The sequence below is a fragment of the Spirulina major PCC 6313 genome (assembly GCF_001890765.1).
In the GTDB taxonomy this organism is placed as follows: Bacteria; Cyanobacteriota; Cyanobacteriia; order Cyanobacteriales; family Spirulinaceae; genus Spirulina; species Spirulina major.
This window is the reverse complement of the sequence record NZ_KV878783.1, coordinates 4,582,400-4,599,764: the sequence shown is the minus strand read 5'-3', so window position 1 is coordinate 4,599,764 and position 17,365 is coordinate 4,582,400. Positions and strand designations below refer to the sequence as shown.

Below are 17,365 nucleotides of genomic sequence, written 5' to 3'. Positions count from 1 at the left end.
ACTGGGCGGGATTGATCACCATTTTTGACGCTATCGCATCACGACTTCTCGCTCGACGGTGATGCCATCGAGATAGGTGCGATCGCTCGTCAGGTGGGGTAACTTTAACTGCGATTCCAGCACGCCCCGCGCCAAGGAGCGGCGGCGGAGTTCGTTAAAACTGCCGGGGGCTAAGATGCGCAGGCGGGGGTCAGGAATGGGACTGGGGCGACGATAGGCATAGGAGGCGTGAACGCTGGCGAGAATCTGATCAAAGCGGTGGATAAAGCGATCGGGATTGTTTAACACTTGCCCCGGTGCGAGTTCGATGTTGACGCGATAATGGGGCGGGATGTCGTCGGAGAGGGTGACGCAGAAATAAGTGAGGGTGAGGTTAAATTCGGTTTGGAGTTGGTTGAAGGTGGCGACGAGGTGATATTCGGTGGTTTTTTCGGTGGTGGCGGAGAGGAGACCGCCGCGACGATGACGAAAAATCAGCATCGGTGCGTCATGGTAAAACCCTTCGATTTCCACCACATCGCCGATGTCGTAGCGATAGAGGCCGTTGAGGGCGGTCACGAGGATGCGGTAGCGATCGCCCACATTCACTTCGTGGGGCAGCACCGTTTGGGGTTCTGTCGCCTCCCATTCCGATTCAGGGATAAACTCATAAAACCCACTATTCACCGCCAAAATCGCCCCATCGGTGCCAAAATCCCGATGCATTCCATACACCGCCTCCGCTGAGGAATAAGTCCCCCCAAAGATGGGAAGATCGCCAAAATATTCCGGGAATCGCTCAAAATAAAAGTCCGACGTGCCGCCCCGCGCCGTGATCATAAACGAGAGCTTGGGCCAAGCGTCTTTAGGGTAGAGATGGCCGGTATGGTGGAAAATTTGGGCGAGTTCGGCGGCGCGGTGGGGGTCGCTGCGCCATTGGCGGGTGAGGCGGCGCTTGAGAGCGGAATCCAGTTGCAGCCAGTCGGGTAATGTGCCGGTTTTGAGGTCGTGGATGAGGCTGGGGGCGTGGTGTTCGATCGCTTGGCAGAAGGTGAGGGCATAGAGGGGAAAGGTGGCACTGAGCAGGCCAAGATTGCGATCGCGCAACGCAAACAACAACGCTAAATAGTTGCGTGTTTCGCCGTCTTCAATCCGCAACACATCCACCGGATGCGCGAACACCTGCTGATAAATCGGCCCTAACAGGTTAATATCCCCCACACTAATCGGCCCGTAGGCGATGCCCTGGGGGGAATAGCCAAAGGGCCGCGCCGAATTATTAAACAACATCTTCCCCAAGGGACGGCGATCGCGCTGCGCCACCCAGGCGGCAAACCCCATCGCCACCTGATTCGCCCGACTGACGGCCTGGCGCGATCGCTTCGTAATCGGCAACATTTTGCGATTTCCCGTTGAACCGCTGGTAATGCTGAAATAAATCGCCGGGTCGGGGGTCATCACATTTTGCTCCCCCTGAAACATCCGCTCTACATAGGGTTCATAGGTGCTGTACTGCGTCACTGGCACTTGCTGGCGAAAGTCTGACAGGGTTTGCACCGTGCCTAAGCCTAAGGCCTGCCCTAAAACGGTGTTGCGATTGACCTGAAGCAACTGCGCTAAAAATTCGGTTTGGATCGCAGCGGTGCGTTGGGTCTGCTGAATAAAGCGGTTACGAGCGTGGCGGGCCGCTCCTCCAATCAACGCCAGCAACAGGTTAGCCATGAATTTTTGATACTCCCGCGATCGCGAATGATTCAGTGCGATTATCGCAGATCAACCCCCAGCGTGATGTTTGAAGTGCAAACCGAGGCTCACCCACGGCATCGAAATCAGCAATTATGCATAAAACTAGGGGCGATCGCCTGATATCTAAATTGTAGAACTGCTCAAAATACTTCAGTGCAGAATCAAGGCACTTATCCAATCGTTGCTAGCGTTTGTGTGGGTAGCCTGCTCCTGAGTGGATTGTGTCCCCCCTCACTTTTAGCCCAAACCCCTCCCCCTGCTGATCTGCGTCCTGAACAGCCTGCGCCCCCACTGCCCGATGTCCCCGATCTTCCCACGGAGACTCCGCCGCTGTTGCCGGGTCTTGACTCCACTCCGCCGCCCTCATCGACCCCGCCTGATGTCACACGCTATCGAGTTGATCGCATCGTCGTGGCGGGCAGTACCGTTTTTACGGCGGCGGAGTTTGAGGCGGTCTTGGCAACGGTGCCGAGGCTGGGGGCGGCGAATACTTGGTCAATGGTGGAACTCCAACGTGCGATCGCCCAGATTACAGACCTTTATGTTCAACAGGGCTACATCACCACGGGGGCGTTTTTGCCGCCGCAGACTCAATATCGGGCAGACAATCGCGTCATTGTGATTCAAGTGTTAGAGGGTCGGATGACGGATATTCAGGTGGAAGTGCAGGGGAAATTAACAGCGGACTATGTGCGATCGCGCCTCAACCTTGCCACCACCACCCCCCTCCAGCAAAGCACAATTGAAAACGCCCTCAAACTGTTACAGCGTGACCCAAACATTGGCGAGGTACAGGCCAACCTAGCGGCGGGCCCTGAACATGGCACGAATATTTTGCGGGTGGTGGTGACAAGCCGCGATCAAGTTGGGCTATCTATCCAGAGTGATAATCAGCGATCGCCCAGTGTGGGGAGCGATCGTCAAGGGGCAACCGTGAGGGTGCAAAATCTCTCCGGGTGGGGCGATGTGGCCAGCCTAGACTATAGCCGCACCGCCGGGAGCGACAGCCTGAACTGGAGTTACACCCTCCCCGTCAGCCCCCACAACACCACCCTCTACACCAACGGCGGCATTGCTGACAGCACGATTATTGAATCTCCCTTTGATCGCCTTGATATTCAATCCCAATCCCACTACCTCAATCTGGGGTTGCGGCATCCCCTCTGGCAAACCCCAACCGACGAGTTTGCCGTAGGACTTCAACTGTCCCACAGTCACAACCAGACCACGTTGCTAGACATTCCCTTTCCCCTCGCACCAGGGGCGGATGTGGAGGGACGTACCCGCATCTTGGCCCTGCGGTTGATTCAAGACTGGACAACCCAAGGCCAGACATTCGTTTTTGCCCTGCGATCGCAATTCAGCCTTGGCCTTGATGCCCTCGATGCCACGATTAACAGCACTGCCCCCGATAGTCGCTTTCTGAGTTGGTACGGTCAAGCCCAATGGGTGAAACTCTTGGGGACAAAGCGGCTGATAGTGCGGGGGGAGGTGCAACTGAGCGATCGCCCCCTGCTATCGGGGGAACAGTTCGGCCTCGGTGGTCAGAATACGATACGCGGCTATCGTCAAAACGCACTGCTCACCGATAACGGCTTGCTCGGTATGGTGGAGTTGTTTGTGCCGATTGTGCAGGGGGGCGATCGCGCTTGGGCGGTGCAACTCATTCCCTTTATTAACATCGGCACAGGTTGGAACAGTGGCAGCAGCACACAACCCCAAACTCAAACCTTGCTCTCGATCGGGTCAGGCTTACAACTGTCGCTGTTCAGACAGTTGACCGCCCGCCTTGATTGGGGCGTTCCTTTAATTCACCTTGAAGACACAAACGCAACATGGCAAGAAAACGGCCTCTATTTTCAACTGCAATACAATCCCTTTTAATCGCGGGGACGTTACTGCTGTCGGGTTCCGGGTTTACGGTGGAGTCACGCCTAGAAGCCGCCGCGACAGCGTACCAGGCGGGGCAATACCAAGAGGCGATCGCCCAGTTAGAACCGCTCATCTCAGAACTCGCCGGACAACCGGAGCAACAGATCATCGCCCGTCTGAATTTAGCATCGGCCTATTTAGCGATCGCCCACCCCACCGCTGCCCAACCCCACATCCACCGCATTGAATCTCTCCTGCACCCCAATACCCCGCCCCGCCTCCGAGCCGCCTTTTATGAGGTGCGTGGCCAAGTTCAGTTTTCCCTCGGTCACTACGCCCAAGCCCTAACGGATTGGGAAACGGCCGAACAGATGTTTAGCCCCTTGCGTCAACCCCAAAACACCCAACGGACTCGCCTCCATCAAGTGCAAGCCCTAGAAGCCCTAGGGCAATATCGGGCTGCGATGGAGCGCATTATACCCTTATATCAACAGGTACAGGTTGCCCCTCCTTCCCCGTTTAAAGCCCAGGTTTATCGACAATTAGCGGCATTGGGACAAGGGGTGGGGGAATTTGATCAGCGGTTAAATCTGGTGAGTATACCGATCGAAGCCCGCAAAGATGATCAACGGATAAACTACCTGTGGCAGGCGTTACAGCTTTTAAACGAGGCGATCGCCCTCACCGAACCATTCAACGCCCCCCAACTTCAGGCGGACATCCGGCTAGAACTCGGTAACCTAGAGCGAGCGAGCTTCGCCTGGGCAAGGGATGCCCACGATCGCGTCCCCAGTCTCAGCACGGGGCCAGATCAACAGGCTATTTACGCTCAAGCGGCCCTCACGCATTACCAAACAGCAGCACAACAAAATCCCGCTTTACGCACTCAAGCCCAAATGAATCAAATCAGTTTGTTGGTGGAGGTGCTCCAAGCCGCTCCCTCCCTGCCGTTTCCAGCATCTCATCTGAGGGATTTAATCGCCCAAACCCCCCATATTGCCGCCGATCTCCACACTCAACCGCCGAGCCGCGATCGCTTCTTCCAACAACTCAACCTTGCGGATCAACTACTGAATTACTACGACCTCACGGGGCAACTACCCGACCACCAGGAGGCGATCGCCCACCTCCTCACCGATACCCTCAACAGTGTTAATGTCCCCGGTTCCTCCTCGTCCATTTGCGACACATCCACAAGCCAGACCACCGATGCGCTGGTGGCGGCCTATGCCTTTTTATACCTAGGAACCCTCCAGGAAAAACAAGGACAGGGATCTCAAGCCCAAGCCTGCACCGAAGCGGCGTTTTGGTTGGCGCAACCCTTGCACCATAAACCCTTGCTCTATCAAGTTCAATGGCAGATGGGGCGACTATTGGCGCGATCGCCCCACAGGCGACCGGAGGCGATCGCCGCCTATGAAAACACCCTCGATATTCTCGATCAAATTCGCGCCGATTTGGTCAGCCTCAATCAGTCTGAATTTCGGTTTTCCTTTCGTAATGGGGTTGAGCCAGTGTATCGCGAGTTAATGGCGTTACTGCTCGCCTCGGACAGTGCAGCCGCCCCCAAACAAGCCGGAAACACCGAATCAGCGTCAAGCCCCGACGACCTACAGCGAGTCACGGATGTGTTGGCTGAATTACAAGTGGCAACCATTGAAGATTATTTACGGTGTAATTTACAAGCCAGTGATCATCAAACAGCCGCCGAATTAGCCCAAGCCACAGAGTCGAGTAATGCGGTACTAATCTATCCCATCCTGACGGAAAATCGCCTCGAAATCATCCTCAAACACCCTCAGAGTGGGATGCTCATTCGACGCTCTGCGGGTGCAATGACCGAAGCAGAATTAAATCGTCAGATCACGCAACTTCATTGGGCAATCCATCGCGATCGCACGCCCCAAAATTCCCCCATTTTCCATCAACTGTATCAGCAGTTCATTGCCCCCATTGCTCCCGAATTGGCAAAAACGGGCGCAGATACGCTCATCTTCGGTCTCGACCGCTTCTTTCAAAATATTCCCATGGCTGCCCTCTACGATGGCGAACAGTATTTAGTAGAAAACTATGCCCTCGCTGTTAATGTTGGGCTGCCTCTCTATGCGAACTCTGAACTACCACCGCCAGACCGTTTCAATATTCTCCTGACGGGCAATAGCCAAGCGTTTAAAACCGGCAATATTCAACTGCCCTTTGTGGCGCAAGAACTGAAGCAAATCCAAACCCTGTGGCCCGAACAGGCGACAGTATTGCAAGATGAAGCCTTCACACTCGATGCGTTGCGCGAAAATCTTCGCACCGAACCCTTTTCAATTGTGCATCTGGCGACCCATGGTTTTTTTAGTTCCAGCCCGGACAAGACCTATATTTTGACCCAAGACCAACAGGTGGATTTGACTGCGATCGCGACCCTCCTGCAACATCGCGCTGCCAGCACACCGGAGGCAATTCAACTGTTGGTGTTGAGTGCCTGTCAAACGGCGACGGGAGATCGACGGGCAGCCCTAGGGTTGGCGGGCATGGCGGTACAGACAGGGGCCAGAAGCGCGATCGCGTCTTTACGACAAGTTCCGGATCGCTCCACCGCTAACCTCATGACTGAACTCTATACCGCCCTCAAAACCCCTGATATTACCCGCGCCCAAGCCCTCCAGCAGGCCCAACTCGCCCTCCTTCAAGATCCTGAATCGGGACTCGTTGCGCCGAAACATTGGAGTTCATTTATTCTGATTGGAAACTGGCAGTAGTACATTCGGCTTGCTCTGGGAAGGTGAATGACTCTCCTAAGGCAGCCTGTAACAAGGCTGCCAACTCTGTCGAGGTCTGATCGCGGCAATACTGTTGCAGTGACAGATTAACTGCGTCGTACCACAGGGAGCGATCGAGATAATCCGCCACTTGAGCTGAAACCGGTAGCCCCGCCGCTGGAGTCTCGGTCTCGATCACTTTAATCCAGGTGCTGGCCGAGTCTCCAATAATGGGGGATGTGAGATCACAATAGGCCTCTACATAAACCGTGACTTGATACAAGGTGTTCGGCGTGAGGGGTTGACTTTGGTCATCTAGGACAATGCTGAAAAACCCACGTTGTGGCTGCTCAATGATCGCATCGTAGATTAATGTCGGTTCCCCTTGACTCTCCAATCGCCACACACTAAAGTCGGCTGTCTTAATGAACGCGGTTTCGTAGGGTAGATAAAACCAGAGGGTGGGCTGATCAGGGCTGCTCCAGCCGTAGCGTTGCCTCGGTGCTGTATCGGTGGCGGTGCTGTAGTTCGGCACGATGGGCATGAACACGTTGGCTAAGGTTTCACAGTCGCGACGCTCAGGGCCAACACTGCCACGATTATCGCTGTCTGCATCGGGGGGAGGTTGGATGTTGAAAGGGGAAAAGGTCTGGGCGATCGCACTTATCCCACTCATGACATACACCATAGACCACAACACCGAACGGCACGGAAATTTCATAGTATGCTTTCAAAAACTGAGTATTTTTAGTGATTTTTGGGTTTCTGATCACGTTGAATGATTGACTGCCAAAGGTTTGACCACACAGGCAAACTGTAGGAATAGAGCAGGGAGCATCCCACTTTTACCACTGACGGCTTTATCTGCCCTCATCCCCCAGCCCCTTCTCCCAAAAAGGGCGAAGGGGAGCCGGATTCAAAGTCCCTCTCCCTGCTTGGGAGAGGGATTTAGGGTGAGGGCTGCCAAAGTGGGATGCTCCCAATAGAGCATCACTAAACTCACCGTGATTAACCCTAGCGATGCAGGCACAATCGGCAAGACTAAGCCAGATATTAAACTCTGCCAACTGAGTAGAATTGCGATGCCTAATAAGCAACCGATTGCCACGATTGGCCGCCAGGATATTCGCCAGGATAACACCATTAACCCCGCACTACTCAAACACCACAACCCAATCCAAGCCAAGGATTGGATTGGGTTGGCCAAGTGCAAAATGGGACGCTCCCCGATCGCCGCATCCAACAATTGGCTGACCATGTGGGCTTGAATGAAAAGCGGTTGAATGGGTTGATGGTTAATGTCTTGATAGGTCGGAGATGCGCTTCGATTCACGCCGATCAAGACAATGCGATCGCGAAACAGTCCGTCGAGTTGGCGATCCTCTAGGGTTAAAACATCGGTCACTGAAAGAGTTTGGGCGATGGTTTTAAGATCGTCACGCTGGCGATAGTTAAGCAGAATTTGATAGGTAATGATGTGATCCTGTTGGGGGTGGTAAAAGCCCCGGTGTTGATGAAGTTTGTGGATCAGTTGGGGGGAATCCATATCAGGATGATGGAATTGTAAAATGTCGTCTGATGTGAATTGCTCATCCGGGTTTGAGATCGTGGGGAAATAATGCTGGGCTACTTTCAAGCTCAGAGCATTAATGGCGTGACAGGTTGATTTTACAGAAGAGTCCAGGATCAAAAGCTGACGACGCACTACGCCATCGCGATCCAGCGTGATGTCGCCAAAGCCATGGCGCTCGTCTTCAATGTATTGTGAGCCAGGGATGGAACTCCCGGATTCCTTGATGTTGCGTTGACACACGCCGTAGAGGTGGGGGGTGTTTTTTAAGTAGGTTTGTAGTTCGGGGGTTTGGGCATCGGCATCACCATCTTGGAGTTTGTAAAGACCGATCGCACTTGGTTGATAGGATTCAATTTTGGTGAGGAGGCGATAGAGCACCTCATCGGTGATCGAGTTGGGGGTGGTTCCGGCGTGGGGGTTGAGGCGTTGGTCGCGGTCGGTGATTTCGACGATGACGATGCGGGAATCTTGGGGTTCGGAGGGGCGCGATCGCAGCATCGTGTCATAGGCCCACCATTCCAGCGGCTGGAATACCCCCAACCAACGCAGGGTAACGATCGCGATCGTCACCAGCACCCCCACCTTTACCCCCCACCCCCAGAACCGGGGTCGCGGCCGCTGCGGTGGTGAGGGCATGGGGGACGGCTCCGGTTTTTCCCCTTGGCCCGCCAACTGCTCCCAACTTGGCGGCATCACCAGGGGATTTTGACAAATCACCGGCAGCCAACTCGCACAGGGAATATCCCGCTCCAGTTCATCGTGCAGCCGTTGCCGGGCTTGCCGCACCGCCACGTACAGCGGTTCCCCCGCCGCAAAGGTGTGCAGAAAATAGGTCAAAAATTGGTGAGCAACGCGATCAGGGACAAGCTCGCGCATCAGAATCATCTGGGGAATATGGAGATCATCCAACCGTTGGGAGAGTCCTAGCCCATCGCAGGAGTTAAAAATCGCCAGTTGTAGCCCCCGTTGAGCCGCTTGGCGGAGGGTGTACCACAGTTGCTCAATGGTGAGGGATTCCGTGGGGTTGATGTGAATCACGCCATGCTCCCCTTGGGTTTCGCTATGGCCCGCAAAAAAGAGAATATCCCATGATTCTGTCCAAAGGCGATCGTTAATATCTTGCAGGGTTGGCTCGTCTAAAAAAACCGGCTCGGCGTAGGGAAGTTGTTGGAGGAGGCGGCGATCGCGCTCCACATCAATCCCCGCACTATGACCTAAGATCGCCAAAATTCGTACCGTGCCAGTTTGAGTAATCGGCGGAATCAAAACCTCGCGAGTTTCCAACGGGCTAAACGAAGCCACTGCCTGGGGGTAGCGATCGAGCAAATCCCATTCATCCCACGGCAGCTTTTTAAACTCCAAGCTATTCGTCCGCAGCAACAGCCGCACCATGTCACGGGGATGCAATTGTTCCCGCAGCATCAGGTCAATCCTGCGAAATGACTTCGCCATTAACCACTCATTGAAATGCTGCGTCAAGGTTCGGGCCGAATCATGACACAGGGCAATCTGCTCCTGCAATGGCCGACCACTGATCACGCGCTTGGGTTTAATCCGAAAGGTAAAATCCTGGGGTTCCCCTTGCCAGCGACAACTATAGGGCGCACCCAGGGGGCGATAGGTCTGTATCCAATGGTGTCGGAGTTGACGGAGCAGTTCCGGGGCTGGGGGTAAATTGCCCCGCTCCCTCAACATCGGTGCTGCACCGTCTTCACCCAGAGTCAGGGCAACACGAAACCCTATTTCAAGGGAGCCATCAAACTCTAACTCTACTCGCTTAATCATCATTCGCTTGTGTGAATCGTCATTATTGACTGAGGTGTGTCATTGATTAAATAGTGAAACTCTCTAACTCTCTAACAGCAGTGGTTTTAGCATTGCCAAAAGGCTCAATGTCCCACTGTTAGGGCGGTTAAACCCGATCGAATAACAGACTCTAGATCAAGAATGCCTCCACTAAACTAAATTCTCCCATTTTCAGCTTGACGCTAAATTGTTCTCCTGGTTGGCCCGTAAATTCACAACTCAAGCTTGGGCTTTCTTTTGCTAATGCTTGCATGACGGGTTGATCGGTGTTGTCAAGGATGGCGAGGGTGAGATCGTTGGGTAGGATGCGATCGCGCTGCGGAAACACCTGCACCGCAATATCTAAATCCGGGTCTGGGGTTTGCGTCAACTCAATCAGCAAGGCGATTTGATGCTCCCCCCGTTCAACCTGAATCCACTTGCCCCGACGCAAAGTCGGATGGGTCGCATGATGCACCGCTCTGAAGGCCAAGGCGGGCTGATGGTGGTCGTGAAACAAGGCTTCAACGGTTTCCCAGCCTGTGGCGATGATGTCATTAAACCATTGGCTCAAGGGGTAGAGGGTGCTGGAGATGGCTTCAACCAGAGCTTCGATGGGTTTAAAGCGCTGGAGGGGGACAAATTCATCCGCAACAACGGGTAAATAACCGATCAGAGTGGCATCGGTGAGTTCAGCATTAAACTGGACGGCAACATAACCCCGACGTTCTTCCCAGAGTTCTGGGGGCACATAGCAGTGGGTGTCGGTGGGGAGAACGGGACGACATTCAAGCTGTCCCCAATTGGGAATATAGAGGGCGGCGGTTGGGGTTAAGGTGCGGAGTACGATGTTGGTGCTGTCGCTCTGGGCCGGGTCGGTGGTGATGCCGAGGGCGTTGAGATAGTCGCTGACGACGGCGATCGCTAAGGTATTCAGATAAATATGTTTTGCACTCTGTGGCAAGGCATCACCAGAGTATCGCTGTGCCACTTGGTGAGCTTCAATGGTAATCGGCATAATCATGGGTAAATTGGGTTGAGTGGACATGAATTTGAACTCCTGGCACAGAGTGATTGAGGCTTAGAGATGAGCTTGGAAATGGGGCAAGAAGGCTCGGATTTGGCGTTGATAGAATGCGCTGAGAGTAGGAATCGGAATCGACCATTGCTCTGAAAGTTCTTGCCAGCTATATCCTTCAATCCGAGAGAGGGCGATCGCCTGGAATGTGGCATAGGAATGACCCTTGATATGACTGTTTTGAAACTGATCACCAGGGTCTTCCCTAAGTAAATTCACGACATCCTGAGGTGTTGTTTCTAACCTTTCGGTGGGTTGGGGATATGGTTCATGATCCAGTTCATCAAGAGAATAAATCCGTACGGGTTTCCCCGCATATTTACTTAAGTCCGAAACTTCGCGAATCGCATCGGGAAAGCGCCGAGTGAGCAGAAAATTCACCCAGGCTAAAACACCGCCTCGGTCTGGTTTATAAGATTCCACATTTTTATAGAGATAGACAAACAGATGCTGGAGTGCTGTGTTGTAGATTTCACCGTACGAACCTTGCAGGAGTGGCGGGACGGGAGGATAGACCAACCGTTTAGAATCTCGCAGGGTACGGTAAATGCGATCGCAGAGCAAACGACGATGAGTACTCTGGAGCGGATATTGTTGCGCTTGAGATACTAGATGCTGTAGCTCTGCTTCAAGATCACACATAAGGCTTAGGTGACAAGAAAGGGAATAAACAACGTTTGAGGGTGGGCCTCTACACCTATTCCTCAGGGATTTTGGCCAGTCGTTATGCAAGGAGCGATACAAAATATTTTCATCACACCATGGGAATATGCTTTAAAACCTTAACCACAGGTTTTCCGGTGCTGCCTAATTTTTTCGGCGCTGCATAATATTAGGCGCGATCGCCTGATAGATCTTAATGAGAGGTTGTGTGTTGTTTGAGCACATCACACGGGATATTCAGATGGGTTTGTATTGTTACCAAGAGTGAATGATGAATCAATTATCCAAAGGTTTAACCAGCAGCATTCTCGCCTTGACTGCCGTGGGTGCGATCGCACCCCCTAGCCTAGCCGGATTTTTCCATAACGGTTGGCATTATGCGATCGATGTGGGCTATGACAGCATCGCAGGGGATCTCAACAACCCCGGAACCGTCAACTACGGCGGCACCATCTACGAAATGTTCGGCCTCGCCATCAAAGAAAACACCACCACCAACGAAATTTGGGTCGGACTAAACGCAAATCTCCCCCTCACCGGTCGCACCGTTCCCACCGTGCTCAATGGCTACCCCGTCCCCGATGGCAACATTGGCTGGGGTGATATGTTCTTCGACTTCACCGGAGCTGGGGATCTGGAAAGTGCCTTCAACACTAACCAAATGTATGGCGTTCGCTTTTCACCCAATAACGATTCAGGGGCCCTAGAAGCCGGCCTCTACCAAGGAGTCCGTGGTGCAAGTGTTTCCAGCAGCAACGCAGGCTACGGTAACTTCACAATTCACAACAACGCAGTCACCGGATCTGGGGGACATCCCAACGCCTGGGTCGGAGATTTACGCCATAACGACAGCTACTTCACCAACGGTGCAAACAATCAGATCGCCAATGTCATCGCCGCCGGGTCAGGCACAAAAGTTGCTGATGTCACCATTCGCAACCGGGATGACCTCGAAAATGAAGGCTTTGACCTCAGCCAGTTCTTTGGTGAAGGTGACAATATTTTTGGCTTCAGTTTTCCGAAACAAGTTGATATGGTCGGCAACTTCATCGCCACAATCATCGAAGAATGTATCAACGATGCCATGTCACTTCTCGGCTCCATGAGTTCCAACACCACCCCTAACCCAGATATCAGCGAAGACGATAACACCGGCAGCGACACCAGCGGCCTCCTCGTTGGCGACTTCAACACTAAAGGCCAAATCACCGAAGATAACAACTGTGCCGTCACCCATAATCAACTCAAAGCCCTCGCTCCCGATGCTGTGGATGGTGATTGGAAACTGTTCTACGACGTTCAAAGTAACCAATGGTACGACCCCCCAGCCTATACTGGCTTTGAGTTTGAAGGGTTAGATGGTACACACTTCCACCAAATCCCTGACTTTCCCTGCGGCATCTCCGCCAACAACCGGTACGCCATTCAAGTTACAGACCCGAATACTAGTGAACTCGTCACTATTCGTAATCTAAGTCCAGGAGATAGCTTTGATTTTGTTGAACGCTTTGGTCAAGCGGTGTCAAGTTTCAAGATCTTTGGTCATTTTGATAATCGTGATGCAGAAAATAATCTTTTTGATCGCCCGCCCTTTATGCTGCCGGCTGTTTTAAGCCAAGAAGTGGGTAACATCCGGATTCGGACTATTACCGACGAGCGCGTTTCTGCTCCCGAACCGGGAACCATGCTTGCTTTTGCCTTTACCCTGGGGATGGCAGCAAAATTACGCCGCAAACGCTAGTGCAGAGGTGACCTTTCCCCCCAAGCCCTCCTGATTGCTTGGACTGATGGAGGGCTTTAATCCATCAGCAGCAGCGGATAACAGGCGATCGCTCCACTGTGCTCTTGATGTACTCGATCATCCTGGTTGTTGTGAACGTTGACGCGAATCGCAGGGCCCTCCTCTGGGGAAGCTGCTGGTTCAGCCTGGATGGTGAGCCATGGAATGGTTGGGGGTGAGGTGTTGGGTACATGACTAGGGATATTTTGGAGGCCACCCAAGCCGACAATGTGAAACGTGTTGTTGGGATTCGCCTCCTGTTGGGGGCGGCGGGGAGCACAAGCCGGTGCAAAATCAGCGGCTGCGAAATCCGTGGGGAGTTGGAGTTCGGGTTGGAAATCTTCGACAGTAATTGATGTGACACCATCCACCCCAAAGAGAGAATCAGCCGTGAAGTCACTTGCTGAGGTGCGCTGACCTTGGAATTCACGAAATCCTAAGATCAATAGGGCTTTAGCGAAAATCGCCCCCCCTTGACCACTCACCGCACTAGCGACAATATCGCTATTTTCAGACAAGATTCCGAAAATAATCCCATTGGTTTCGATCCACAAGTTGCCACCGTTACTGTTCCCAAAGGCTTCAGCGGAAATCTCACTATTGAACCGCAGGGTAATCGCGTCTGTTGAAACGATGCGGATGTTTCCCCCTGCTGAGGCTTCTGTGAACGCTTGGAGTTGTCCTTGATTGAGCAAATTAATTGAAGTGGCATTGATGCCTAAGTCTCCTGAAATGCCGGACCCGGTGCCGCTGACGGTGATGCGGGCGCGATCGCGCACCTCCAATGCCCCGGTTTTAATCTCAATCCCCCCGGCACGCCCCGCCCCATCGGACGTAAAAATAATCTGACTAGGCAAATCATTCCCCCCCGTTCCCTGTACCCACAGTGACTCAGAAGCCGTCACCCGCATCGTACCCGCCTGACCAAAGCTATTCGTTGAAGCGGAAATTTTACCCCCGTCTAGCACCGCTAGCCGAGCCGTTTGAATCACAAAATTTCCAGCGTTACCACTACCGGATGTGTCTGAAGCCAGTTGACTACTCACGAAACCATTGGGGGTTGTGCCGCGAATTTGAATCGATTCTGCTGCCCGAATGTCCAATGAACCCGCTTGACCCACACCCGCAGTTGATGCAAAGATTTGTGCTCCATCTGTCAGATTTAACCGTTTTGTTTTCAGGCTTAAGCTGCCCGCGTCTCCGGTCGCATTAGCACCTAAATACAGTCCCGTTGCGCCGCCATTGTTGCCGATTAAATCCACCTGCTCGGCAATTTCCACGGTGATTGTGCCACCGCTACCATCCCCTTGGCTAAAGGCGGATATTCGAGACGCATTGGCAGCCAATAATGTCCGAGCCTTCAGGTCAATGTTTCCTGCATTGCCCGTTCCACCAAAGGTATTCGCAAAGATAGATCCACCATCCAACTGAATTGCATCGGTTACGTTGATATTAATATCACCCGCTCGCCCGCTGCTGGTGCTAGTGGTATACAGGGCAGAGCTACTGGTAATGCGAAGGTTGGTAGCGTTTACGTCCACCATGCCACCGTTGCCGCTGCCCAGGGTTCGGGAAGAGACTTCCGAAAAATCGTCAATGGAGATCTGACCTTGGGCTGCTTGGAGGGTTACATTCCCCCCTTGTCCGGCTCCCAAGGTGTCGGCTCGGATCAGGCTGGAAGCGATCGCCACATTCCCCCGATCTGCGATCAAGTCAATATCACCGGCATCACCCCCACCCGCAAATGTTGAAAGATCAGCATTAACGGTCAGACCGCCAACGGTAGAGCGCAGGAATATATCACCCCCTTGACCCGATGAGGATGTCGCCTGAATATCCGCATTCACCGTAGTCTGCCCCGATGAGGTAAGGCTAATATCTCCAGCATTACCTGTCTGGGATGAGGCTTGAATCGCCGCATTGACCGCCATGCCATCTGCTGCAATGAGGTTGATATTTCCGCCCTGACCTGATCCAGATGTGGCTTGTAGTTCAGCATTGATCGCCATGTCATCCGCTGAGATCAGGTTGATATCGCCGCCTTGACCCGATGATGATACCGCTTCGATTGTGGCGTTAACATCTAATCGATCTGAGGCAGTCAAGGTTACTGATCCGGCTGTTCCTAACGATGAGGAGGTCTGAAGGCCTGCATTGAGCAGCAGTTGATCCGACGATAGATGAACGTTGCCGCCCTGACCTGATCCAGATGTGGCTTGTAGTTCAGCATTCACTGTCGTCTGCCCCGATGAGGTGAGGCTAATATCTCCAGCATCACCTGTCTGGGATGAGGCTTGGATCGCCGCATTGACCGCCATGCCATCTGCTGCAATGAGGTTGATATTTCCGCCCTGACCTGATCCAGATGTGGCTTGTAGTTCAGCATTGATCGCCATGTCATCCGCTGAGATCAGGTTGATATCGCCGCCTTGACCCGATGATGATGCAGCCTGAATGGCACCATCAATCGTCATCTGATCGGCAGCCAAGAGGCTAACATTGCCGGCATTGCCTCCGGTGGATGATGTATTGATCTCGCCGTCAATATTGACAGCACGGCGTGCATCAAGAACGACTGCGCTAGCATTACCGGTGGATGTGCCGGCGTTGATCAAGCCGCCGCTAAAGAGTGTGATGTCGCCGTCAGGAATGGCTGTATTGGGTTTGTAACGATTGGTGAGCAGGATCAGCCCGTCATCAGCGATCGCGATCACACCAATCTCAATATCGGCGGTGGTGATGGTGGGAAATCGCGTTCCATCTGCGGTTGTGAAGTTTGAACCAATACTGTCTTCTGGCGCAAGCACGCTCGCCTGAACCCCAGCCCGCACATCCAAGACCGGCTGAGAGACTCCATCAATGGTGATTGTTGTGCCATTAGACAGTGTGACAGCCGCAAGCTCTGGATAGAGGCCGCCACTGGGGGCGATCGCATTGCCGGTACTATCTGGCCCTGTAATTTGGACGGATTGGAGTTGTACCTTGCCCCCTGCCAGCAGATGCAAGGATGTGCCGATATAGGTGCGGATGACTACATCGCCTAATGCCCGAATCACAGGATCATGGGGGCTGATCAAATCACCGGGAGACCGATCTGAATTTTGAACGCTAAAATTCCCCCCGCTCCAATAGTGGGCATCGCCGATGATCGGGTTGTCGCTGCGGAGGGTCATGTCGCTGCCGGAAAAGAGGCCGCTTTCGGGGTGGTTGAGGGCGAAGATGTCGATCCGATCGCTTTTAATCGTGAGCGCACCTTGGGCGGCGGCGATGAAGGGTTGATCGGTGCGATCGCGGATCTGCACTGTCCCCTGACCCTCCAGGGTTAAATTCCCACCTGCCGAGAGTTGATTGTGCAGGATGACATCGCCGCCGAGGAGGTGTAAATTTTGCCCCGCTGCTAACTGGGCAAAATTTTCGATATTGCCGGGGTTTGTGCCGTATTGCAGCCCTAACGGTACACCGATGTTGAGCAAGGGGGGTGACTGGGGTTGTTCTGTGCCGAATTCGTAGCCATTGCTGAAGGGGATGCGGTGGGCGGTGGTAGCGGTGAAAGAGCCACGAAGATCAAGCTGGGCATCGGGGCCGAAGAGAATGCCGTTGGGGTTAAGGAGGGTGAGATTGGCAGGGCCGAGTACACCGAGGGTGCCGAAGATGTGGGAGGGGTTGGAGCCGGTGACGCGGCTGAAGATATCTGTGATACCGGTGGGGTTAGCAAAGTCGATGCGTTGGGTATTGCCGACGTTGAATTCTTGAAAACTGTGGAATAGATGCGTGTTACGGATTGCGCCGCCTTGAATCAGGGTGTCGTTCAGGATGGATTGTTCAGCCCCTAGGGTCTGATCCGGCACGATTTGAGCCGATGCAGGCCCGCTGATGCCCAGCGTGCCGACGGCGATCGCAAGACTAACCCGATTTAAAATACGCATCATGCCGCACCAGAAACAACATCAGAACCCTGAGATTCATTGTCGCTCATCGTAGCCGTCCTGAGGCTGGGTGCTGTTGTGATGGCTTGGCCGGTCGGGGATTGGGTCGGTATGGAGGGCGATCGCGGGTCATCGTCGTAACAATTTTTAAGATTTTCCTAAATTCAGGAGATTTGCGGTGAGAGTAGAACAAGGCCCCTCATTTGGAGAGAC

At 53.4% G+C, this 17,365-nt stretch carries 9 protein-coding genes; 3 read left to right on the top strand and 6 right to left on the bottom strand.

All coding sequences use genetic code 11. The features are described from left to right. Positions 1 to 30: 30 nt before the first annotated feature. A complete protein-coding gene (locus tag SPI6313_RS20315; protein WP_072622632.1) occupies positions 31 to 1,701 on the bottom strand; it encodes a GH3 auxin-responsive promoter family protein in 1,671 nt (556 codons plus the stop codon). Between the two features lie 219 nt (positions 1,702 to 1,920). On the opposite strand from SPI6313_RS20315, the gene SPI6313_RS20310 reads away from it, so the two are divergent. Together SPI6313_RS20310 and SPI6313_RS20305 are read left to right on the top strand one after the other, a co-directional pair. Continuing rightward, positions 1,921 to 3,609, top strand: a complete 1,689-nt coding sequence (locus SPI6313_RS20310; protein ID WP_072622631.1) for a ShlB/FhaC/HecB family hemolysin secretion/activation protein — start codon at positions 1,921 to 1,923, stop codon at positions 3,607 to 3,609. Beyond that, a complete protein-coding gene (locus tag SPI6313_RS20305) occupies positions 3,561 to 6,347 on the top strand; it encodes a CHAT domain-containing protein (RefSeq protein ID WP_084669129.1) in 2,787 nt (928 codons plus the stop codon). The genes SPI6313_RS20310 and SPI6313_RS20305 overlap by 49 nt, the downstream gene beginning before the upstream one ends. Here SPI6313_RS20305 and SPI6313_RS20300 read toward each other — a convergent pair. The 4 genes from SPI6313_RS20300 to SPI6313_RS20285 all read right to left on the bottom strand — a co-directional run bounded on the left by SPI6313_RS20300 (position 6,322) and on the right by SPI6313_RS20285 (position 11,425). Further along, on the bottom strand, positions 6,322 to 7,068 hold the full coding sequence (locus SPI6313_RS20300) for a DUF928 domain-containing protein (protein ID WP_084669128.1): 747 nt from the start codon (positions 7,066 to 7,068) through the stop codon (positions 6,322 to 6,324). The genes SPI6313_RS20305 and SPI6313_RS20300 overlap by 26 nt on opposite strands. Before the next feature lie 195 nt (positions 7,069 to 7,263). Then, positions 7,264 to 9,708, bottom strand: a complete 2,445-nt coding sequence (locus SPI6313_RS20295) for a CHASE2 domain-containing protein (RefSeq protein WP_072622628.1) — start codon at positions 9,706 to 9,708, stop codon at positions 7,264 to 7,266. Between the two features lie 148 nt (positions 9,709 to 9,856). Next, a complete protein-coding gene (locus SPI6313_RS20290; protein WP_072622627.1) occupies positions 9,857 to 10,753 on the bottom strand; it encodes a DUF1822 family protein in 897 nt (298 codons plus the stop codon). A 33-nt stretch (positions 10,754 to 10,786) separates the two neighbouring features. Further along, entirely contained in the window at positions 10,787 to 11,425 is a 639-nt protein-coding gene (locus SPI6313_RS20285; RefSeq protein WP_072622626.1) for a sigma-70 family RNA polymerase sigma factor, read from the bottom strand. 289 nt (positions 11,426 to 11,714) lie between these two features. Here SPI6313_RS20285 and SPI6313_RS20280 point away from each other — a divergent pair, with 289 nt between their 5' ends. Then, on the top strand, positions 11,715 to 13,187 hold the full coding sequence (locus SPI6313_RS20280) for an XDD3 family exosortase-dependent surface protein (protein ID WP_139276715.1): 1,473 nt from the start codon (positions 11,715 to 11,717) through the stop codon (positions 13,185 to 13,187). Positions 13,188 to 13,243: 56 nt separating this feature from the next. Here SPI6313_RS20280 and SPI6313_RS20275 read toward each other — a convergent pair whose 3' ends face one another. Further along, positions 13,244 to 17,155 (bottom strand): two-partner secretion domain-containing protein, encoded by a 3,912-nt coding sequence (locus SPI6313_RS20275; protein WP_072622624.1) that lies wholly within the window; start codon positions 17,153 to 17,155, stop codon positions 13,244 to 13,246. Positions 17,156 to 17,365 lie beyond the last annotated feature (210 nt).